This window comes from Lachnoclostridium sp. (assembly GCF_031997925.1).
In the GTDB taxonomy this organism is placed as follows: domain Bacteria; phylum Bacillota; class Clostridia; order Lachnospirales; family Lachnospiraceae; genus Lachnoclostridium.
On record NZ_DAMADT010000002.1, the window covers coordinates 230,780 to 252,446 of the forward strand.

Genomic DNA, 21,667 nt, shown 5'->3' on the forward strand with positions numbered 1-21,667 from the left:
TTGGCATCCTATGAATGTGGACAACAGTATTAGGTAGAGTTACACCAGAAAACAGGAGGCATTGCGATGATTGAAGCAACTAGCTGTGGTGGTGTAGTTATTTTCAGAGGAAAAATCTTATTATTGTATAAGAATTATAAGAATAAGTATGAAGGCTGGGTATTACCAAAGGGAACCGTAGAAGAAGGCGAGGAGTACAAAGAGACTGCGATTCGAGAGGTGAAGGAAGAAACAGGTGCAGTGGCATCTATCATTAAGTATATTGGTAAGAGCCAATACACCTTTAATACTCCGCAGAATACTGTACTGAAGGATGTTCATTGGTACCTTATGATGTCTGATAGCTATTACAGCAAACCACAAAGGGAAGAGTATTTTATGGACTCAGGGTATTATAAGTTTCACGAAGCTTATCATATGTTAAAATTCTCAAATGAAAAACAAATTTTAGAACGGGCATACAACGAATATGTGGACTTAAAGAAGAGTAATTTATGGGGGAACAAAAAATATTTTTAAAATGAACCCAGTGATATCAAGGAGTCACATTTATAGAGATATGATGTATTATCTCTATAGCAAGCAGGGTACGGAACCAGCAATCGCACAGGAAAGTGTACGATTGTTGGTTTTTTTATGTTATGCTACATTTCCTGCTTGATATAATTTGTAAAGAATCTTTAAGTTTGATATTATTGTATTAGGAATTTATAAACAGGAATTTATGGAGGTAAGTTAGATGTTAGAATTTAAATATGATACTCAATTATTGATTGAAGGAGAAAATCTTGATGAAGATGCTATCAATGATTATTTCACAAACAATTTTAAAGGAGATTGTCTCTTGGCAGTAGGAGACGAAGAGCTTATTAAGATCCATTTTCACACTAATGAGCCATGGGAAGTATTGGAGTATTGTTCATCGTTGGGAGAAATATATGATATCGTAATTGAAGACATGGACAGACAAGCAAGAGGATTACACGGTTAACAAATTCATATTTGTAATACGTTATAATACTCACCGACTGAACTATGTAATTAAAAAAATGGTGAATAGTTTAACTACCTATTCACCATTTTTTTATTTATGATTATTTTATTGCTACATTTCTAAAAGCTTTTTCCACGTTGATTTACCACTAGTTATGATTCCATCTGGATTAGTTTGTCCTACATATTTTTTCTGAAAATCAATAATAGCGTCGTTCATTTTAGAACCCCATTCACCATCAATACCATCTTTATTTTTCCCACACTTGCCTAAGTCGTAACCGTATTTGTTTACTAGTTTGTCCTGTACCAATTCAACTAAATAGCCTTTTGATGCTTTACGTAGTGTTGGTGTAGCATTTAGCGTATTTGTTCCTGGCTTTCCATCGATATCAAGTTTAGTAAATGATTTATCATCCTTATGTAAGTAATTAAGTACAGCTTGAAGTTTAATAGCCCAATATTGATTGTCAAAATCGTCATTGATATTGTCATCATCATCTTGGATAAATCTCTTTACACATAACAGCGTTCTGCTGCCTAATTTAGTTTTAGTTGTCTTTGAATTAAACATATGAGTATTGTATTCAACCATGTCAATTAAGCGAGGAGTACCACTTGGATGCCCACTTAAAACGACTCTACCATTAGATATTGAATACACCATTTCAACATGTCCAACATAGTTAGCATAAGCTCTATTCGGATCGACACCAGCATAAAGAAGCATATCGCCAACTCTTAATTTTGGTACATCCTTAGTCACAATTTGACCATTAGCGATACTTACATTTACATTCATAAGTTTCTTTGATTGGTACATTCCAACAGTGCTTATTATTCCAAAATCAAATCCAGCTTGGCGGTAAGCATATGAGATAGAGGAAGAACAATCGGAATAATAATTTCCGTCTTTATATCTATTAAAACAATAATCTCGTAAAGATTGACTATATAAGTTTCTATTTAATAGCGCTTTGTAATTTGATATTACTAAATTTCTTTTTTTTTCAGATAACATTTGATACCTCCTTAAACAAAAAAAGGATAGAAAATATTCTATCCTTGGGGTTATTTTAGTTGTTAATTTTCTTTGGAAATAATCCATTAACAGTGGCTTCGATAAACACAGCAATCCTGTTCTAATAATAGTTTTAATTCCTTTGAACCAATAAAACGTTTATCTTTTTAGTATTATATTCTTTATATCGGTTCCGCCAGTTATTGTATGTTCAGTAACGCCGTCAAATACCCATTCAAAATCTAAAGATTAAAAACACAAATATTACTAAATTCTGATTGTATATATTTTTTAGGATTATTACAGTAAGCCCTTACCGCAAACATATACCTATCAGATTTTGCATTATTATAGGTATAACTTAAATCATTGCCTTCATATACTGTTTTTCCATTTACGTAGACTTTATAGTAATCTGCTTTATTTATTGAGTTCCACGATAGTATTACTTGCTTACCTATATGTTCCGCAATTAATGTAGGAGCATCTAATAGTACACGTACATCTTCACTAACATCATTATATGTCTCTCTAGTAAATACTCTTATCTCAACATAGTTCGAATCAAATTTAGGTATGGCATGTATATTTTGCGAATACCTTCTTATATCTACCTCACTATTTTTCGCTTTTATTAAATGCGCTAATTCCTCGTAATGTAATTCCAAACTATTTATCGTTGAGATGCTGTCATTATCTGCTTTCTGCAATACATAAGCAAATCTAATAGTTTCACTTGAAATCGAATTAAAATTTATAGTATTAAAATTAGCAAAATCTACTCCTACATTCTGAACTTCTTCCAAAAAATTGTTCCATTGAATAGAAGCTTCAAATTCATTTGGTGGAATATTATTTAATACAATAAAATTGTTGTTAGCATATGAATTCCAAGTTAATCCGCTATCAAATGAGAAGACCGCTTTTCCATTTAAGCCTTGTATTGATAATTGATTTATAAGTCCTATTTGCGATTTATCTAGCAGATAGTCTTGTTTTTGAATAATTAATTCTTGACAAGATTTAAAACCATCAATTGATATATTAACACTTTCATCACAAACAATAGAAAATTCATCAAACTTATCAATAGGTCGAAATTTTTCTTCGTTTATTGTGATTTCTGTACCAATATAATCAAGTGAAAGAGTAGAGGAAGATAATAAATCAGATAAATTATTTTCATCAGATACTCCAATATAATTATGATTAGTCATATCATAACTGTCTTCAGATAAATTGTAATATAGATTATTGCTTTTTAGTAAGTAATGCATAACCCCCTCCTTTAAATTATAATATTAGTTTCAATTAGAGGATTTGCAATATTAGATTTAATTTTCACCGTATGATCAAATACTTCTATATCACATTCAGTATCTTTTAATTGCTGCATATATTTCTTTTCGTTATGATTTATTTTTAAACTATCTAAATAAGGGTTGTTTATATAGCTATCAGTTGATAATACATAGGCAAATCGTATTTTGTTTATTTTAATTGTATTAAAATCAAAACTAGATAATTTATCCAACGTAAACCCTATCTTTTTAATTGTTTCTCTTGAAGCGATATGTTGAAGTTTTTCTATGTCAGTCATACCTTCGTAATTTTTTTTAGGAATTATACAATCTGTTTCCAATAAATTGCCCAAATCATCTATTGTTTTCCATGTTTCACCTCTATCACTAGAGAAAACTATTTTAATCAAAGAATTTTCGACATTATCATTTAAGATTATTGAGTTGATTTTTTCAAACAAACTAACATTTATGTCAAATGATTGAGCAATTAATTCACTATTAGATTTAATACCCATAACTTTTAATAAACTATTTGCTTTAACTACAGACAATACAATAGAAAACTCTTCAAACTTATCAATAGGTCTAAATGTTTCACCATTTATTGTGATATTATTAAATAGGCTCTGAGCATTGAATTTATATGTAAAATCCAATGAATTTAATGGTATATAGCTTTTAGAGTTGATGTCATAAAATTGATTTAAAACAGAGTAATAATTACCATCTTTAGATTTTAACAAGAACCCGATCCATGCATTTTCTCCACTATATACCCCTCGAGCTTTATTTGCAATAGGGTCTATGTTATTAGAACTATCAAGAATAAAATAGCTTGTATCAAATTTGCAATTATATTGTGCATTATTAACTGTTCCACCAGTTTTGTCAGTTTCAAAAGCGCAACTATAAAAAGTTCCTGCTTTTTTCTTACTTTCGTTAGGATAAATTGGCCAGGTTTTGCTCGTAAATACACAATTATACCAATATTTATTATAAGCATTATAGTAGTCAAGTGGGAAAAATTCAGACGCTGGCTGTGATCCATCAAGAGATCTTGTAAAAGTAACATTGTAAAATTTAACATCAAATTTATCTTTAGTACTACTTAGATACTGCGTAGATTGGTCAGAACGATGATTACTACGCCTAATGATGCAATTGTATATGTTAGATTCACCTTTCCAGTCTTGCTGCTCGCTAGTAGAACCAGAGGCACTAAGAGCCTCTATAATTGTTCTATCACTATTTCCAATAAAAGTTAAAGTTTTGTTTTTGCTGGACATGTTACTTAATCTTATTACTTGATAAACCCCATCCCCTATATAAATCAAAGGATTGGTAGTAGTCAATCTACTTATGCAGTACTCTATCGTCTTGTATGGTTGAATAAAACTCCCACTACTAGTAGAATCAACTCCAATATTAGCATCTACATATTTTGTTTCTGTGTACGCCATTTAATCACCTCATTGCTATGTTAATCCTATTAATATCAACATAATCTCTTGTCTTAATAACTTCACTTTCATAATAGCCTTCAGAATTTATACTTACAGGTATAATGTAAGCATCCTTTATTTTTGCTTGTCCATTATAATCATTAGAAAAAGCTATATTATCTGAATTATAATAATAATTATATTTTTCATTTTCATTAAAATCATTTATAGTTTTAATAACATTAGAATTACCAGCAATGGATTTATAAACCTGAATAATTGCATCGTTTATATTAAAATTAAAAGAAGTTTGCATCTCTAATACTTGCCCAGAAGTTACATTATGGAAGTTTTTTTTCCACATAGTAGGGGCATCATTTTGTGTTGGTAATACTAGATTTACTATACCATCATTGATTCGTTTATCAATTTCTGTTCCACTATAGGTTGTGGTTTCTGTTGGGATATCATTATTTATACCAACATTATTTATTGGATAATAAAATCCATCTCTAGCAAGAAATTCACTACCCTTACCTGTCACTTCAATTAGCGCGACTTTATTTTTATCTCCATTTGTATAATCATTTGTGGATAGCCCCTTCCCTGTAACTGAATCTACTTTATTATCTAATTTTAAAGCCAATGATTCATTTACCCCATTAACCGCACTACTAATATTTGAATTAATCTTAGAGGCAGAGAGGGTGGTAGTCAAAGAGTTAGAATCATTATCATTAATAGGATTTGATATACCATCAATAGTTTTATACGTACCATCATCAGTAAGAAACTTATCACCCTGACCAGCAGTAATAATCTTCTGTGTTTTGTAGTCCCAGCTACTAAATCGTTCGAGCGAGATATCATCAAGTACATTTTTATTTGAATGAGTGTGGGAATCAGCATTTAGATTATCGAATTCTTTATGAGTATGAGTTTTTTTGGAAAAATCTGAATCAATTTTTTTAGAACTATAAGTAGTATCATCAGCTACAATTCCATCATGAATTACATTTGCACTTGAAGCTTTTTTATAAGTACCATCACTATACAAAATAGAACTTCCATCACCATCTGTTTGAATTACATGGATTTTTTCTTTTTCAGATGTGGTAACAAACTTCATGTCAGTCTCTTCAGTAATTTCACTAGCTATATGAATGTGCTTCATATTAGCTTTTTTATTAATTAACTCTTTTAGCTTGTTAATTGTATAGGTTAATATATTTAAATTAATCCATTTATTATTGTTCATTATCTACCCCTTTTTATAATAAAAGGGAAGAGTAATTCTTCCCTATATGAATAACTTATCATTATAATATTTAATGATACACCAGCAGAAGTAAGAAAGCATAAAAAAGCCCCTTAGGGTTAGCCTGGGAAATGAAGTTGGTAAAATCTTTCAGGTGCCTTTTGAGCGGCAGGTTTGAGCCCATTATAGGGGCAGAGCTTACTATTGGCAAAGCCGGTGGTCATGATTGGGCTATGATACAATTTTCGCATTCATTTTCAATAAGAATTTCATTCACGTTATTTTGATATTTTCCATAGAGTAAATTACCACTAGACTTTATAAAATACAAAGAATATTTACTTCTGCCTTCTTCTAATGAAACAAGTCTTGCATTTATAATTTTTTCAGCAATAAAGTTTTCCATAAAGACCTCCTAATCTATTTTCATTTCTACAATAGCTGGCAATGTTTCTTCTAATAAGACTGCAAGAGTTTGGTCTAACATTGCACATCGTTCTCTTAGTTCAACAACTTCTTGTTCAATTGGTACTGGCGGTATAATAGAATTTATTTCATCGAGCATCTGTTGATACTTTGCTTCATCATATACCCAATCAGTTATCGCGACAGTTTCTTCATATTCTTCTAAAACAACATCTCCATCTTCATTTACCACTGGATTTTGTTTAGTTATTTGTCTTTCATAAGTACAATACTTATAGGCAAGTGCTTTAATATTATCTTCAGTTGGAGGAAGCGTTGGAAGATCTATCCCTCCATCAACTCTTCCTACCTTTGCATAAGTTCCAGTGAAATAATCATTAACATCAAGTTTAATGTTGTACATTCAGGTTCCTCCTTATCTAATTCCATAAATTTTTGATATAGCTGCATTTTTCCAGTTAGTACAAATATCAAGACCTCCTATAGTAAAACTTGTTTCTGTTTCAAATCCAAAATGCAGGCCATAATAATAATTAGTTTTAAAGAAATAACTTAAACTGAATTGTGTAGTAGAAATATTAATTAATTTTGTAGGGATAATCGAAACTTTTAAAGTTCTAGTTCCACCATCAATTCCAGCTAAGACTAACAAATAAGAATATTCTTTATATGATTTACTCATGGTATACGGAGTGCTTATTGTGTTTGCAACCCCATCAAACAAAACATCATAGTCAGCAATTGCAGCCTTTGGAATAATAGCTTTACCGTCTTTACCAATCATCCATAGAGTTCCATAATTATCTGAATCATCGGCATATCCTAATAAGCCTTCTCTTGGATCACTCTGTCTTTGTTTCATAATTAAAGTTGAATTTTTAGGTAGGCAATAAGCTAGTGAGGCTTTTTTGTTTGTAATGGTTTCTGTGATTCCATCATCTTGCCAGAACTTAATATTACCACAAGCTGAATAAGCAAAACCATTATTTGTTATAATATTTAATCTATAAAATCTAAAAGCAACAGATTTATTTAACCGATACAATCTACGTTCAGCTTCAGTTCCATATTTCCATAAAATTTGATTATTGATTTCAATAATCTGTTCAAAATTAATACCATCATTAGAACCATATAATATAAAATCTTTTGGGAAAGCAGCACTAGTAGAGCCGCCTGTATAACTAGCTATAGAAAATGCGTTTATTTTTGTAATAATATTAAAGTCAATTTGCAAATAAGCGGCAACACTAGTACTATTAGCAGTCCAATTCCCTAGATATTCTGATGAATCAAATGCTCTCCATGCTTCGTATTTATCACTATATATACTACTAGCACTTACTACATAAGGAGCAGGTGTTGTATTACTTGTCATTATTGGAGTTATATCGATTAACGCCATTAGAATGTACCTCCTTGCATTAGTGATGGTAATTGACCTTTTATACCTATGATTTTATTAATAGCAAGAGTATTTAATTCAACTTTAGATAAATATAGTGTAGTTGCAGATGTGAAAGAATATATTATTCGTCTGTTTGCCGTAATAATAGTCACACTAAATAAAAATGTATCTTCACCATACCTTATCTCAGAAGGAAAGATAGTATTTGACATTTGTTGTGTTCTAAAAGAATTGTCAACGATATAACCATTAACTATTATAAAATCATAGTTTTCAAGACTATCAGTTAAAGTATAACTACCTACTGCATTAGCATTTCCATCAAATAAAACAGTGCTTTCAAACCCACCATATTGATTAACTGCATAATGAGTAGGTTCGTATTTAATGCATCTAATATCACGAATTTGAATAAACGATAATTCCCCAATACAAACAGACGTACCTCCACTTGCTGCGCTTATTTCCAATTTTAAATATCTATAAGAAGTTATTCCGTCTAATATATATAACTTTGTTTCAGATGGAGCAGATATAGTTTGATTGGTATATGCTTTAATTTTGTCATAAGTTATATCGTCATTAGACCCCCATAATATAAAATCTCTTGGGAATGTTGTAAGATTTGATGAATATCTTCCCTGTAAAAGAAATGCATTAAATGAGATTTTTTTTGAACAATCAATTTTTAACCAACCGCTTGTCGTTCCTGAAGACCAAGAATCTTGTATTGTATTTGAATTTCCATTAAATGCTTTCCAAGCTGGAAAATTAGAACTTTCCGTAGCATTAGCGCTAGTTATATATGGTGTAGGAGTTTTATCACCTGTCATTATTGGAGAAACGATGTCATAGTTTAATCCTTCTAATGATAATTTAAATGTTGTTATACCATCTCCACCAAAATAATTATAACTACCAAATTGTGTTTTAATATGTTCAGCTAATTGAGGATAATCGCTTATATTATAAACACTTCCATCACATAGTAAATAATGTTCTGGTGCAGTTAATCCAGTGTAATTAATTATACTACCTACTGGTGATTCCTGTGAAATATCACTTGTAGTCAATGGATTTTTTATTTCATACTGTTTGTTGTATTCCACAAAGACTGGTTGTGTTACTTCTTTAATATTTATGCTTACTATTAAACCTTTAACTGTTTTGTGGTTTGATGTAAATTCACAGAATAAACAAAAGTCAGTATCTTTTGCAACTTCTATGATTCCACTAGCAGTTGAATTGGGAGACCAGTTTGAGTTATAGTTTTGCGAAGATATATTCATATAGACTGCACCGATACCTAAACCATCTGTATTGTTATATAGTCTAATATCTGCAGCACCCGAATCATCTGTTATTCTTCCAGAAAAATTAATTTCATAAGTCTTACCTCCAGTTAAAGTAACAGTACCATCTTTGTTTACTGGAATATTTCCATTGAATGATCCATCTATTAAAACTTTAGATCCTTCTGTAAAAGTAAGACCACTAGATTTAAACCTTCCGTACTTAAGTTTATGTGTTTCTTTCACATCCATTGGATCAACAATAAAAGTACGACCAATTTCTTCAATAATGATATAAGCATTATTTACAGTTCTACCTGACGAATTATAACCATCGAGTAAAAGTGCAATATCATCATTTCCAGTAGCTGTATAGATACAATTCTTTACGGGAAGATGAGAATAGCGAACATCAGTAGAGGTTGCTGGTATAATATTAATACTATCAATCAGTGTGTCAGTGGTAACATTATATAAACTATAACCATCCCATGTTACAGATGTCGAAGCGACTCCTATTTCAATTCTATATGTTTTGCCCTTCTTTAATCTAATTGAATGAAGAGAAGCATTAAATTCAATACCTCTTACTTCGACAGGTTTATCGATATTAATTAAAACTTTAGATGTTGGGATTCCTGAAATAACTTGTTTATTAGATAGTATGAAATAACCATAATCTAATTTTTCACCAATCGTACTCCTTAAGTTTATATCATCAATTTTATGGAGATAACCTTCATACTTATTGTCCGCTCTATTCTTAAATTCAGTTAAAGCGGTTTGCAAATTATTATCATTAATTAGAGCCATATTTTAGACCACCTCCTCAAATATGTTTTTAACTATATTAATTATTTCCTCTTCAGTACACACAGTTACATCAGGGGCTTTAGCATATAAGCCTTTTATAGTTTCACTTTCATCATTAGAAGTTGTTTCAATAACTTCTAGTAAATTACCTTTTTTTGTAGACACATTTAAGTTAAAACCTATTTTATCTGTGGTATCTTTTACAGCAGTGATAGTAGCAGTCTTTAATAAGCTTTTAAAGTCAATACCACTAGCCAATATACCGGTATCTACATTACCTACAAACCACGTATTTGTATCCTTGTTTATATTTGGCTTAATATCATTGATTAAGTATTCTTTTAAAACACTGACAAGCGCTGATTTAGTGTCTCCATTTTTAGAATCATCAATAAGTAATTTATAATTATCATCAAGTGAATTAAGTAATTCTAAATCGCCTATTGTAACATAGCTATCCGCCATAAATAATCACCTTTCTTAAAATAAAAGAGATTACATAAGTAACCTCTTTTATTTTGCAACTTCGAATTTATATTTAACATATCTACCGATACCCTACTATTCTAGTTATTCTAGGATTTTCATAGTAGGTACTATTAAATCTAATATTTTCAATATCAAGGGTAAATTCATCTTTCAGTCTCAACCAAAAAGAAAATGCTCCATCTAAGGTTGTAGTATTATCTCTAAAAACTACTTTTGCAACTGTTATCATTATAGGATAAGTAGGTTCTAATATGACTATTTCTGTTGTCCTCAATCTGTCCGAATCAATTGTTGCACCTTTTCGTGTAGTTCTTGCTTCTATAGCTATAAAGTTAAAGTTTTTTGTGGATTCGGAAAGAGTGCAATTACCTACAGAGCTAGCTATACCTTCCCACAGCGTTACAGAATCTAGGGTACCTCCTCTACTACTACCCCTTGACTCCTTATACTTAATACAATATAAAACTGAAGTATTAGTTGGTCGAGAAGAGTAATACATAGAGCGGTTACTAGCTGTATAGTTGGTACTAGTAATACGTTTTCCATTAGTGCTAGCCCCAATAAGTTTATCTCTATTGTCTGGAACACCTGTTTTATTTGCGTAGTAATTTAACTGTGGAGACTCTTCATTTACATAGATGCTTAGATGTCCTGTGGGATCTTGATGAATACCTACATTTTCACCAGAACCAGTATCTCTTGTAGCTGTTCCAGAACCTCTAAGGAACTCACCTCTTAAATCTGGTACTGCAAATGTTGTTACACCATCACCACCAAAATAGTTATAACTACCAAACTCATTCAAAAAATGTTTTGCTAAGACAGGAAAGTCTATGATGTTATAAGTATTACCATCGCAGATTAGGTAATGATCTGGTGCAGTCAACCCCATATAACTAATAATTGAACCAACTGGTGATTTTTGTGAAATATAACTTGTAGCCCCACTAATATTTTTCATATCTTCGTATATAGTATTCAAAACCTGTTGCATATTATCTTGAGAAATAGCTTTATTTACCATTATATAGTTACTCCTTTTGAGGCATTAATCATGGTCATAATCTCTTCTTGTGTACAAAATTTAACATTGTCAACTTTTATTTCTTCTTTATAGTCATAATCTGTATTTAAAACTGTTTGAAATGATTTGTTATCACTGATTATTTTAATTTCTTCAAATGACAGTTGCCTATTGTAAAAACAGAAGTAAGAACAATGTATAATATGATCATATTTTAATGTAGAGTCTATGACATCATTTTCAATTGGCTCACCACCTATCATAATACTTGTAGTTGCTGCATGTTCTATAACATATGGGATCGTTACTTCAATAACAAGTTTTTCATCAATATAAAATCTTACATTGTTTTTCGCAGTATAAGATACTGTATACAAATGCCACTTATAAACGTCAAAATCTTTCGGTGGTGTAATTGTAGAAAGAGCAGGATAATAAGATCCGTTTAATCTAAAATTTAATTTAAATGTATTGTTAGAAGTATAATAATTTAAACTAATTCCACCATTTTGAGTTGAAGAAAATATGATAGTGGTTGTAGTTGCAGATGCTAATCTAGTATAGCTCATAATGGTAAACTCATTGGTATATTTTTGATATAATCTCGGTACTACAATAGCTCTTTGTTGCTGTCCCAAATTAACATAATATCGATTATTTATAGCATCTAATTCTTTAATATAGTTTCCATAAACAATTTGTTCTCCGTAGACATTATAAATTTTACCATTAGTAATATTATAGTTTTCTTTTGCATCGAAAATATAAATTGGTTTTTGATGTTTAATTAATCCTTGACTCGACAATGCAGAAGCCAACAAAATATCATCAAATTCTGGCATAATTAGTGCCTTTTTTATTTCGCTTGGAATATAAGGCTTTAAGTTTGGAGTTATTATTTCTTTATTACTATCGTTAATTGTTAAAACATATTCTGATTCTGTATCAGTTTTGATATCAATAGAAACTGCGTTTCCGCCACTAGCTTTTAAATTTGGCGTAATAATTTCTTCACCTTTGGTTGTAAATTTAAGTATGTATTCCGTATCGGTATCACTAACAATTTCAATATTATCTATACCATTAGCTGATATACCGGTATCTACACCGCCTACAAACCACGTATTTGTATCTTTGTTTATATTTGGCTTAATATCATTGATTAAGTATTCTTTCAAAACACTGACAAGCGCTGATTTAGTGTCTCCATTTTTAGAATCATCAATAAGTAATTTATAACTATCATCAAGTGAATTGAGTAATTGTAAATCACCTATTGTAACATAGCTATCCGCCATAAATAATCACCTTTCTTTAATTAAAATAAAAGAGATTAGATAACTAACCTCTTTTATTTTCTAACTTTGAATTTGTATTTAACTCCATCTTTTATAATAGCAACATAAGATTTTGTTCCATTATCAAGTAATGTTGCTAGATAACCACTGTAATCTAAAGCTTCCATATTGCTATAATTTGATGGTTTATATTTTGTATCATTTGAATATGCTCTTATACAGAATAATACCAAACCCTGTTTATGATGTAATTTATGTGAATAAGTAAGATCGGATGTTGTTTGTACTAATTTCCCATTAACATACACGTTATAATAACTAGCGTTAGGGATTGAGTTCCAAGACATTTCAATTAAATCACCATTCTCACGTATAGATAATATAGGTGTATCTAAAAGTATGCGTGTATCTTCATGATTATTTTTATTTATTTCCTTAAGTAAAGTATTAACTTTTACTAATGGACTATCAATCAGCATCCTGATTTTTACACCATAATCATATAACATAGTATCATATTCTTGTTTCGTAGCTTTTAATAAATGAGATTTCTCATCATAGATGATACTAATATTTTGAAACATGGCCTTATCTTTATATGTTGGACTTTTTAATAAAAAGGCAAATCTTATTGTGGCAAACGACATACCATTAAAATCAATAATACTAAGTAAATTTTTATCCATACCTTTTAATTCTATTTCTGATATTGCGTTGCTCCATAATGCTTTCTCTTCAAGAGTTTGCGATGTATAATCCTTATTGGGGATTTTACAATTCAAATTTATAATAGAATTATTATATATAGATTTCCATGTTGAACCGGTATCTGTTGAAAATACAACTTTCAAATTTCCTGAGCATGCTAATTTTATTTGATTTATAGTATTTATTAATTCTTCATCATATTTATAATCCTTATTCGATAGGATTAATTGTTTATCATATTTGATAGCATTAATCAATAAATTATCGTCGGTAGGACTAATAATAGTAAAATCATCAAACTTCTCAATTGGTCTAAATCGCTCTATAACCTCCTTATATAAGAATTCTAGTAAACCAATAGCTACATAGCTACGACCATTAATAGCGGTTATATTTAGTTTATAATATCTGTAATCAACATCTTCATTTAATAGATATGATTTTGACATATTCATACCCCAAGTAACTTCATTTGTAACAACTTTTAGAGTGGCAAACTCTATCCCATCATTAGACCCTAATAAAGAGAAGTCTTTGGGCGATGTTTGGTTACTATCAGAGTAATTTCTACTTGTTATCTTGAATGTATTAATTTTAACCTTTGACCCCATATCAATGGTTAACCATCCTGTCGTTTGACCGTTAGCGGTCACCCAAGAATCATATGCGTCTACGTTTGTATGACTAAATGCCTTCCAAGGAGGATATGTAGAATTATATGAACTACTTGCTGTAACCGTGAATGGGGATGGAGTAGTATTACTAGTCATTTTTGGTGTAACATTTGTTTCTGAGTTAGAGATTATTTTTGGTTCATTTAAGCCTTGATATGTTAGCTTAGAAGAGTTTAGTAATTCAGGTATTTTTGAATCACTGTTTGCGATACTATTATATGATTTAGATTCGACGTTATAGGAGATATCTGAAGCATCATAGATTAAATCGTTCATTTTAATTAAAATTCCCAAGTAACTTCCCTCCTAAGTTAAAATGCTTACTTTTACCATATCTTGTTTGGCATTGGTAATTACCCTCAATTTATGATCATAGACGTGTAATGCATATTCATTGTCTTTCATTTCTTGCATAAAGCCCTTTTCATTATAAGTACATCCAAGATGTTTCAGCTTTGAAGCGTTATTATATTGCTTTCTAGTAAATACATAAGCAAATCTAATTTGGTATGTTTTTATATCATTGAAATCCAGCGAATTGAACGTGTTTACTGACATACCATTTTGAGCAATTGTATCTTTAGCAATATTATATAAAACCTTCTCTTCGACAGTCATATCACTATAACTCTTCATTGGAATAATACAGTCTAAGTTTACTTTTTTTGATCCATCATAGGTAAACCACGTGACACCTTTATCTGTGGAAAAAGCGATTCGTATATCGCTTGTATCTTTATATTCTGATTGCAAAGTGACATCTAAAATCTCTTTAGCCATTGAAATTTTAACATCACCAGACTCAATCACTAATTCTTTATCTGATTTAATTCCTCTAAGTTTGATAATGTTATTTGTATCTGCTATGATTTTAAAATTATCAAATTTATCAATTGGTCTAATAATAATTGGTTTGTGATTTACATATCCAAATTCAATTCCTCCAATTGCGGAATAGGAAGCACCATTATTTTCTGAAATTTGTATTCTATAATATCTGAAATTAACTTCAGTATCTAAGTAAAACGTTCTTTGTCCTAGTGTCCAATTTATCTCATTTATAAAAGATTTTATATCCTCAAATTTTGTACCATCGTTAGAACATTGCAAAGTAAAATTTTTTGGAAGAGCTTTTAGGTCTGTAACATTTCTACATGATAAGTTAACTACGTTAGTTATAGTGGCACTTCCCATGTCAATTTGTATCCATGTCGCTATCTTACCATTCGCTGATCTCCAGTAATCAGTTACAGTTGTGCTATTACCAACAAATGCTTTCCAAGGTGCATAACTTGTACTATACTGACTATCAGTTGAAATAACATATGGGGTAGGTAGTACATTACTAGTCATGATCGGAGTTATATTGGAATAATCACCAGAAATGATTTTTTCTTCAGTAAAATCTTTTATACTTGAAATAGAATAGTAATCTAACCCATTCTTAAGAATATCTGCCTTTGAAATAGGATCGTACATTTCAGTTTCGAAATTAAAGTATTCATTTTGTAAAGAATAAAATTTATTGTTCATTTGCAATATAAAGTTAGTAAAGTGCCAACTATAGTCACCTTTATATACACCAATACCAAGTTCTTTGTGATCTTCATTTGTTAAATTATAATAGTCATCTAGTTCATACTTAGAAGTAGTAACAATAGAGTTGATTAATGTAGGCTGTGTACCATAAGCATAATGCGTGGAAAAGTTACCATAAGAGTTTTTTATTATAAATTCATTTTTATAATTAGGCGATAATATAAACTCCTTAGAGATCGAAGTACAATTATTCATATATACTGCATTATTACTAGAACCAAAACAAGGTTCACTATGGTCAATTAACTGTCTTTTAAAATCAAAAAATAATACATTATTAAAGTATAATTTAGTATAAGTTGTGATCTCAGCACCATAATAATTTAAAATAATTTTTCTATTACTAAATTTTAATCTATTAAAAATTAAAGCTGTTGTATTCTTACCAATAGCTTTCCAATCATCAGATTTCCCTACAATATCTATTATTGTATCAAAGCCTTGCCCTTCAATATTTACAACAGTATAGGGTGAAATTTTTTTGAGAAAAGTTGGATATAACTCATAAGTCCCACTCTTAATAACTAATGTTGTATCCTCATTTAATAATGGGGCATTTAATGTTTTGTAGGGGTATTTGGGGCTACCATCACCAATCTCATCAGATCCATTTATAATATCGATATAATACTTTTTCATCTTACAACCTTCCTTCAACTGTTATTGAATAAAAGTCAATAAAGTCATTCTTAGATATTAATTCGCTTTCATAATATCCATCTTGATTAAGGATATTAGATATTTGGAATGAATCTTTAATTTTCATTATTCCTCCATCTTCATTAGATAGAACAACATTATCTTCATCATAGAAAAACTGACCAATCTCATCAATACTAAAATTATGTAATATATCTGTTTTATTAGTTTGGCCATTAATATGTTTATATACCTGAGTGAAGGCTTTATCCATCTTATAGGAGTCTGAAGTTGTCATCTCTAGAATATCACCAGCTTTTACATTTAGAAATGTCTTTTGCCATACAGTAGGGGCATCATTTTGTGTAGGTAGAACTAGTGAATCAATTGAACTCCTTAATCTTTCTTCAATCATTTCAGAGCTGTATGTTTCCTTTGTATTTGGCAAATTATCATTAATGCCTACATTATCAATTTTATAATAATAACCATCATCGGCTAAGTAGTAGTCTCCAGTACCATTGGTAGTTAAAAATTCATATTTTTTTGAACCATCATCAGTATTTGCAATTCTAACTTTACCTATTGCAATTGACATAAAAGCACCACCTTTCTATATCATCATATTTACTTTAATCAATTTACTATCTAATAGTGACGTTATTTCAGCTTTATTTTCATAAACATTAATCTCATATTCAGAAGGTTTCATTAACTTTAATGAACCTTTTGCATCAAATTGCCATTTTAATTGTGTTGTTTCTACATTATCACTATATAATGGTCTTATTAATACATAAGCAAATCTAATAGTTTTAGATTGCAATAAATTAAAATTTAAACTATTGAAGTTTTCCAGTAAGATACCAGATATAGTTATAATTTCTCTTGCGTTATTCCATGCTAAAATATCATCCTCATTAAATGTCTCATAACTCTTATTTGGAATTTTACAATTTAATTCAACAAATTTTGTTCCATCCCATGATAACCACGTATTTCCTTTATCGATAGATAAAGCAATTCTAATATTACCATCACCCGAAATATTATGAAGTAAATTAAAATTATCTATATTAGTAGCTAAAGAGATGTTTATGTCATCTGATGCAACAATTAGTTCAGTTTGTGTTTTTAAACCAAATATATTAACTTGATTTATCATATTTGGTGATATAACTTTAAAATTATTGAACTTATTCATAGGATAGAAAGATTCATTATTTATCATAATTTTCTTTGTTAATAGATTAGCATTAAAACTTTTCGTAAAATCTAGCTCCGACAGTGGTGTATATGTTTTGGTTTTAGTATCGTAAAATTCATCCAAAATACTAAAATAAAGATTATCTTTTTTAATCAATATGCGTATCCATGCATATTTACCAGTATATAAACCAACAGTATTAGGAATACTAATGTCGGTAATATTGTACATAGAATCAACTTGCGGATTCATAGTAATATAATTATTAGATATATTCCACGTAGATTGTGTAGTGTTATAACCATTTACAACTCTACCATAGCAATTGTATAAATTAATAGAGCCATTAGTAGTTCGCATCAATGCACTGTTATTTCCTAGAAAAATACAATTAGTAAAATTATATATTGCGGTATTATAGGGTATAAATGTAGCATATGTTTCTGGTTGAATATTCATTAATACTACATTATTCATATTTAAGTTAGTGTTCATAAATTGAGTATTAGTACCAAGTATGTTACTCATATCATAGATTAGATTTCTTATTGATATAGTAGATCTTGAAACACCAATGACATTATTATTACCCCATGGAGTTGTAGGTTTAAGAATAGTCTCCTGATTCATTCCAATAATCGTTAAAGATATATTAGCATTAATTTTAGTAATAATTGTTGCATCACAAGTATAAGTACCAGCTCCTAGATGTATTGAGGTATTTTCAGTAATTTTTGTTATTTTATTTAGTACACACATTAAAGTTTTACAGGGCTGTTCATCAGAGCCAATATTTGCATCTTGTCCATTCTCAGAATCTACATAATATATAGCCATTTAAATTACCTCCATTGAATGTATGTTTTTATAACTATCAAAAGATATAATTTCACTTTCAAAAAAATCTTCTGACTCATTATGGTTTACTGATAAACTATACTTATCTTTGATTTTCATACCGTTATCAAAAGAAATATTTTCTTTATTAAAATTAAAGTTTTTTGCATCAGTATTATTGAATAATTTAATGGTTTGGACAATGTTAGTGTCTCCATCTACAAATTTAAAGATTTGTAGAATATATTTTTTAAGCTTACCATTGCTAATTGTAATCGCAAGAGTTTGGTCAGCTAGGACATCTATGAAATTCTTTTGCCAATACACACATCCAGTTTCAGAAGAATTAATGGAATATTCAAAATCATAAAATCTGCATTCTAATTCAGTAGATGAGATATTGGAAGCTGTACTAATAATATCATCTTTTATTTGAGGTATTTTTAAACTAACTCCACTTATGGAGGAAATTAGTTTTTTTCCACGAAAAATTGCCATTAAAAAACCTCCTATTATGCCATTAAATTAACTTTTATTAGTGGTGAATCAATAAATGTTTTAATTCTTACCTGATTCTCAAAAACTTCTGCTTCAAACTCTTCGTAGTTCATTGCTTTCATATGTCCTTTCGCATTAAAACTCCAATCAAGCTTATCTGTAGATACAAAATCATTATATGTAGGTCGATATAATACATAAGCGAACCTAATTGTGTTTGATGTAAGAGTTGAATTAAAATCTAAGTTTTGTATTAATCCAGATGGTATACCTTTTTCAAAAATTATATCTGTCGATTTATTATATTGACTTTTTTCGTCATCTGACATTTCTGTATAACGCTTATTAGGTATCACAATATCTAAATTTTCAAAACTATTATCGACTATTTTCCATGTTTTCCATGTGACACCTTTATCAATAGAAAAGACAACTTTCATTGAACCTATACCAACTGAATTTTGATACATTTTAAAATAATTGATGCTATGAGCTAAACTTGTTAATATATCATCATTAGCAACTACAAGATTCTTACCATTTTTTATACCATTTATCATTAAAGATGAACTACAAAGATTTTCTAATGAAATTAATTTAAAAGTGATAAATTTATCTATTGGCCGAAATGTTTCATTTTCAATAGTTATTGAACGATATAGGTCATTAATCATAAATCCATTATTAAAATCAGGTTCTGATATTGGGTTATAATTATTTAAAGAAGTATTATAAAATTCTTCATTTATAGAATAGTATATATCATTTTTCATTATAAGAAATTTAGTAGATGGCATACTAGTCCCACTTGCATAAACCCCCCCTATATTCATACCATTACCACCATTATTCGGGTAGAAACTATCAAGATAAATTCTATAATATTTATAATATTTTTTATTTGAAGGAATAGCAAAGCTCTCATAACTTCCTGTTTTTGTATAGATACCGTTATATAAAGTTACTGCGTTATCAAAAGTATTTGTTAGACTAGCTACAATTCTAAAATCTTTAATGGGCTCATAACCACCAGCCACCATCGATGCAATAATCTCAAAAGATTTTAGTTGATATAACTGAGAATACTCAAATTGAATATATGCACTAGCATTAAGAACAGCTTTTGCACACCAACCTGTTAAAGGCCCTGTATACTTACCTCTTTCAGTCATGAGGGTTAGATCGTAAGCTTCTATATTACTATAACTAGAACTAGCTTTAATGGCTTTTGGGAAGCTAATATATTCTTCATTAGCGCTATATTGATCTAATAGAATAGTATCAATATCTAAAAAATCTTCTGTGATAACATCTTCTGACTCACAGTTATCTTGATTCTGAGTGAAACCTAAAAAATACGTATCCTTTACTTGCATTTTATTTTCAAAATTTATTGAATCAGTATCATATATAAAGTTATCAGCCATTCCATTATCAAACCGTTTTAAAGTTCCAACAATATTTTTCTCGCCTTCAATAAATTTATATGGTTGTATGATAGAATTGTCTAATGAGAATTCTTCAGTAGAATCCATATATAAGGAATCATTATTAACTACATTTAAGAATGTCTTTTGCCACATCTTTGCATTTTTAGTTTGATCTGAGATAACAGCATTTTCTATCTCAATTAATCTATCTTCAGTTTTTCTTGAGGAATATGTGGTATATAAAGATGGTGTAATATCATCTATAACAGATATTTTAGTTAATTCATCTCTCATACCAGAAATCTGTTTATTTCCTTTAAATATACCCATTGGAAATCACCATCCTTTAATTTGCTTGTTTGTTAATGATTGTTTGGACTAAATTTTTTATAAAATTAATTTGTTCATCAGAAAATAAAATATTATTTTTTAATAAATAATCTCCATCATCAGTCGTGAAATAGGTGGTATTTGGATTTAGAGTCCCAGCCTTTTTCATCTCTTCGTATTTCAATCTAGTCCCATACCAGAAATCATCTATATAATTACTATAATTATTATCATCAGTAATTAAATACATCATATTTTCATTGATCTGGTTGTTTTGTAGCAACTTATCATATTCAGCTAATGTTATTTCGACTCGATTTGCTGACAGTGTTTTACTTCGACTATCGACATTTAATGTCTTAGGATCAATACTCTCAAAAGGTTTATCAGCCAAATCGCTCCAGCTTGATACTCCCCCTTCTCCAATACCTCCACCACTTATTTCTTTATATTCACCATCATCTGCAAGAAACATGTTACCCTGACCAACAGTAATAATCTTCTGAGTTTTGTAGTCCCAGCTACTAAATCGTTCAAGTGAGATATCATCAAGTACATTCTTATTTGAATGAGTATGTGAATCAGCATTTAATTTGTCGAACTCTTTGTGAGTATGAGTTTTTTTCGAGAAATCAGTATCAATTTTTTTAGAACTATAAGTAGTATCATCAGCTACAATTCCATCATGAATTACATTTGCACTTGAAGCTTTTTTATAAGTACCATCACTATACAAAATAGAACTTCCATCACCATCTGTTTGAATTACATGGATTTTTTCTTTTTCAGAGGTGGTAACAAACTTCCTGTTAGTTTCTTCAGTGATTTCACTTGCTAAATGTCCATGCTTCATATCAGCTTTTTTATTTATTAGCTCTTTTAATTTATTAACTGTATAAGTTAATATGTTTAAATCAATCCATTTATTATTGTTCATTATCTACCCCTTTTTATAACAAAAGGGAAGAGTACTCTTC

At 29.7% G+C, this 21,667-nt stretch carries 20 protein-coding genes; 2 read left to right on the forward strand and 18 right to left on the reverse strand.

All coding sequences use genetic code 11. The annotated features are described in order from the left end of the window. Window positions 1-66 precede the first annotated feature (66 nt). Window positions 67-519, forward strand: coding sequence for an NUDIX hydrolase (locus RTP52_RS02610; RefSeq protein ID WP_029505233.1), 453 nt, complete (start codon window positions 67-69; stop codon window positions 517-519). A 220-nt stretch (window positions 520-739) separates the two neighbouring features. Further along, window positions 740-991, forward strand: coding sequence for a kinase to dihydroxyacetone kinase (locus RTP52_RS02615; RefSeq protein ID WP_312369037.1), 252 nt, complete (start codon window positions 740-742; stop codon window positions 989-991). A 114-nt stretch (window positions 992-1,105) separates the two neighbouring features. Here the strand turns inward: RTP52_RS02615 and RTP52_RS02620 are convergent, their stop codons facing one another. The 18 genes from RTP52_RS02620 to RTP52_RS02705 form a co-directional block, all read right to left on the reverse strand. Beyond that, on the reverse strand, window positions 1,106-2,014 hold the full coding sequence (locus tag RTP52_RS02620; protein WP_312369039.1) for a peptidoglycan-binding domain-containing protein: 909 nt from the start codon (window positions 2,012-2,014) through the stop codon (window positions 1,106-1,108). Window positions 2,015-2,256: 242 nt separating this feature from the next. Further along, entirely contained in the window at window positions 2,257-3,291 is a 1,035-nt protein-coding gene (locus tag RTP52_RS02625; RefSeq protein ID WP_312369041.1) for a hypothetical protein, read from the reverse strand. An 11-nt stretch (window positions 3,292-3,302) separates the two neighbouring features. Next, window positions 3,303-4,778: a hypothetical protein gene (locus RTP52_RS02630; protein ID WP_312369043.1), complete on the reverse strand. Its 1,476-nt coding sequence runs from the start codon at window positions 4,776-4,778 to the stop codon at window positions 3,303-3,305. 4 nt (window positions 4,779-4,782) lie between these two features. Next, window positions 4,783-6,018: a hypothetical protein gene (locus tag RTP52_RS02635; protein ID WP_312369044.1), complete on the reverse strand. Its 1,236-nt coding sequence runs from the start codon at window positions 6,016-6,018 to the stop codon at window positions 4,783-4,785. A gap of 220 nt (window positions 6,019-6,238) precedes the next feature. Next, window positions 6,239-6,424: a hypothetical protein gene (locus RTP52_RS02640; RefSeq protein WP_312369045.1), complete on the reverse strand. Its 186-nt coding sequence runs from the start codon at window positions 6,422-6,424 to the stop codon at window positions 6,239-6,241. A gap of 9 nt (window positions 6,425-6,433) precedes the next feature. After that, window positions 6,434-6,847 (reverse strand): hypothetical protein, encoded by a 414-nt coding sequence (locus tag RTP52_RS02645; protein WP_312369046.1) that lies wholly within the window; start codon window positions 6,845-6,847, stop codon window positions 6,434-6,436. 12 nt (window positions 6,848-6,859) lie between these two features. After that, a complete protein-coding gene (locus RTP52_RS02650; protein WP_312369047.1) occupies window positions 6,860-7,849 on the reverse strand; it encodes a discoidin domain-containing protein in 990 nt (329 codons plus the stop codon). Continuing rightward, window positions 7,849-9,957, reverse strand: coding sequence for a discoidin domain-containing protein (locus tag RTP52_RS02655; RefSeq protein WP_312369049.1), 2,109 nt, complete (start codon window positions 9,955-9,957; stop codon window positions 7,849-7,851). The genes RTP52_RS02650 and RTP52_RS02655 overlap by 1 nt, the downstream gene beginning before the upstream one ends. Before the next feature lie 3 nt (window positions 9,958-9,960). After that, entirely contained in the window at window positions 9,961-10,422 is a 462-nt protein-coding gene (locus RTP52_RS02660) for a hypothetical protein (RefSeq protein WP_312369051.1), read from the reverse strand. A gap of 82 nt (window positions 10,423-10,504) precedes the next feature. Further along, window positions 10,505-11,470, reverse strand: coding sequence for a phage tail protein (locus RTP52_RS02665; protein WP_312369053.1), 966 nt, complete (start codon window positions 11,468-11,470; stop codon window positions 10,505-10,507). Further along, window positions 11,470-12,768 (reverse strand): LamG-like jellyroll fold domain-containing protein, encoded by a 1,299-nt coding sequence (locus RTP52_RS02670; protein WP_312369055.1) that lies wholly within the window; start codon window positions 12,766-12,768, stop codon window positions 11,470-11,472. The genes RTP52_RS02665 and RTP52_RS02670 overlap by 1 nt, the downstream gene beginning before the upstream one ends. A gap of 53 nt (window positions 12,769-12,821) precedes the next feature. Further along, window positions 12,822-14,444: a discoidin domain-containing protein gene (locus RTP52_RS02675; RefSeq protein WP_312369057.1), complete on the reverse strand. Its 1,623-nt coding sequence runs from the start codon at window positions 14,442-14,444 to the stop codon at window positions 12,822-12,824. Window positions 14,445-14,456: 12 nt separating this feature from the next. After that, the gene (locus RTP52_RS02680) at window positions 14,457-16,388 is read right to left on the reverse strand and encodes a discoidin domain-containing protein (RefSeq protein ID WP_312369058.1); all 1,932 of its coding nucleotides are present in this window, start codon (window positions 16,386-16,388) and stop codon (window positions 14,457-14,459) included. 1 nt (window position 16,389) lies between these two features. Beyond that, on the reverse strand, window positions 16,390-16,986 hold the full coding sequence (locus RTP52_RS02685) for a hypothetical protein (RefSeq protein ID WP_312369060.1): 597 nt from the start codon (window positions 16,984-16,986) through the stop codon (window positions 16,390-16,392). A 15-nt stretch (window positions 16,987-17,001) separates the two neighbouring features. Continuing rightward, complete coding sequence (locus RTP52_RS02690) at window positions 17,002-18,432, reverse strand: hypothetical protein (RefSeq protein ID WP_312369062.1); 1,431 nt, start codon at window positions 18,430-18,432, stop codon at window positions 17,002-17,004. Continuing rightward, the gene (locus tag RTP52_RS02695; RefSeq protein ID WP_312369064.1) at window positions 18,433-18,930 is read right to left on the reverse strand and encodes a hypothetical protein; all 498 of its coding nucleotides are present in this window, start codon (window positions 18,928-18,930) and stop codon (window positions 18,433-18,435) included. It lies immediately after the preceding gene. 14 nt (window positions 18,931-18,944) lie between these two features. Then, window positions 18,945-20,690, reverse strand: coding sequence for a hypothetical protein (locus RTP52_RS02700; RefSeq protein ID WP_312369066.1), 1,746 nt, complete (start codon window positions 20,688-20,690; stop codon window positions 18,945-18,947). Between the two features lie 16 nt (window positions 20,691-20,706). Beyond that, window positions 20,707-21,627 carry a hypothetical protein gene (locus RTP52_RS02705; protein ID WP_312369068.1) on the reverse strand — a complete coding sequence of 307 codons (921 nt, stop codon included), beginning with the start codon at window positions 21,625-21,627 and terminating at the stop codon, window positions 20,707-20,709. Window positions 21,628-21,667 lie beyond the last annotated feature (40 nt).

What these genes read in the sequence shown, in the direction of transcription:
- RTP52_RS02610 (WP_029505233.1), top strand. Translation starts at nt 67, where the DNA reads ATGATTGAAGCAACTAGCTGTGGTGGTGTAGTTATTTTCAGAGGAAAA.
- RTP52_RS02615 (WP_312369037.1), top strand. Translation starts at nt 740, where the DNA reads ATGTTAGAATTTAAATATGATACTCAATTATTGATTGAAGGAGAAAAT.
- RTP52_RS02620 (WP_312369039.1), bottom strand. Translation starts at nt 2,014, where the DNA reads ATGTTATCTGAAAAAAAAAGAAATTTAGTAATATCAAATTACAAAGCG.
- RTP52_RS02625 (WP_312369041.1), bottom strand. Translation starts at nt 3,291, where the DNA reads ATGCATTACTTACTAAAAAGCAATAATCTATATTACAATTTATCTGAA.
- RTP52_RS02630 (WP_312369043.1), bottom strand. Translation starts at nt 4,778, where the DNA reads ATGGCGTACACAGAAACAAAATATGTAGATGCTAATATTGGAGTTGAT.
- RTP52_RS02635 (WP_312369044.1), bottom strand. Translation starts at nt 6,018, where the DNA reads ATGAACAATAATAAATGGATTAATTTAAATATATTAACCTATACAATT.
- RTP52_RS02640 (WP_312369045.1), bottom strand. Translation starts at nt 6,424, where the DNA reads ATGGAAAACTTTATTGCTGAAAAAATTATAAATGCAAGACTTGTTTCA.
- RTP52_RS02645 (WP_312369046.1), bottom strand. Translation starts at nt 6,847, where the DNA reads ATGTACAACATTAAACTTGATGTTAATGATTATTTCACTGGAACTTAT.
- RTP52_RS02650 (WP_312369047.1), bottom strand. Translation starts at nt 7,849, where the DNA reads ATGGCGTTAATCGATATAACTCCAATAATGACAAGTAATACAACACCT.
- RTP52_RS02655 (WP_312369049.1), bottom strand. Translation starts at nt 9,957, where the DNA reads ATGGCTCTAATTAATGATAATAATTTGCAAACCGCTTTAACTGAATTT.
- RTP52_RS02660 (WP_312369051.1), bottom strand. Translation starts at nt 10,422, where the DNA reads ATGGCGGATAGCTATGTTACAATAGGCGATTTAGAATTACTTAATTCA.
- RTP52_RS02665 (WP_312369053.1), bottom strand. Translation starts at nt 11,470, where the DNA reads ATGGTAAATAAAGCTATTTCTCAAGATAATATGCAACAGGTTTTGAAT.
- RTP52_RS02670 (WP_312369055.1), bottom strand. Translation starts at nt 12,768, where the DNA reads ATGGCGGATAGCTATGTTACAATAGGTGATTTACAATTACTCAATTCA.
- RTP52_RS02680 (WP_312369058.1), bottom strand. Translation starts at nt 16,388, where the DNA reads ATGAAAAAGTATTATATCGATATTATAAATGGATCTGATGAGATTGGT.
- RTP52_RS02685 (WP_312369060.1), bottom strand. Translation starts at nt 16,986, where the DNA reads ATGTCAATTGCAATAGGTAAAGTTAGAATTGCAAATACTGATGATGGT.
- RTP52_RS02690 (WP_312369062.1), bottom strand. Translation starts at nt 18,432, where the DNA reads ATGGCTATATATTATGTAGATTCTGAGAATGGACAAGATGCAAATATT.
- RTP52_RS02695 (WP_312369064.1), bottom strand. Translation starts at nt 18,930, where the DNA reads ATGGCAATTTTTCGTGGAAAAAAACTAATTTCCTCCATAAGTGGAGTT.
- RTP52_RS02700 (WP_312369066.1), bottom strand. Translation starts at nt 20,690, where the DNA reads ATGGGTATATTTAAAGGAAATAAACAGATTTCTGGTATGAGAGATGAA.
- RTP52_RS02705 (WP_312369068.1), bottom strand. Translation starts at nt 21,627, where the DNA reads ATGAACAATAATAAATGGATTGATTTAAACATATTAACTTATACAGTT.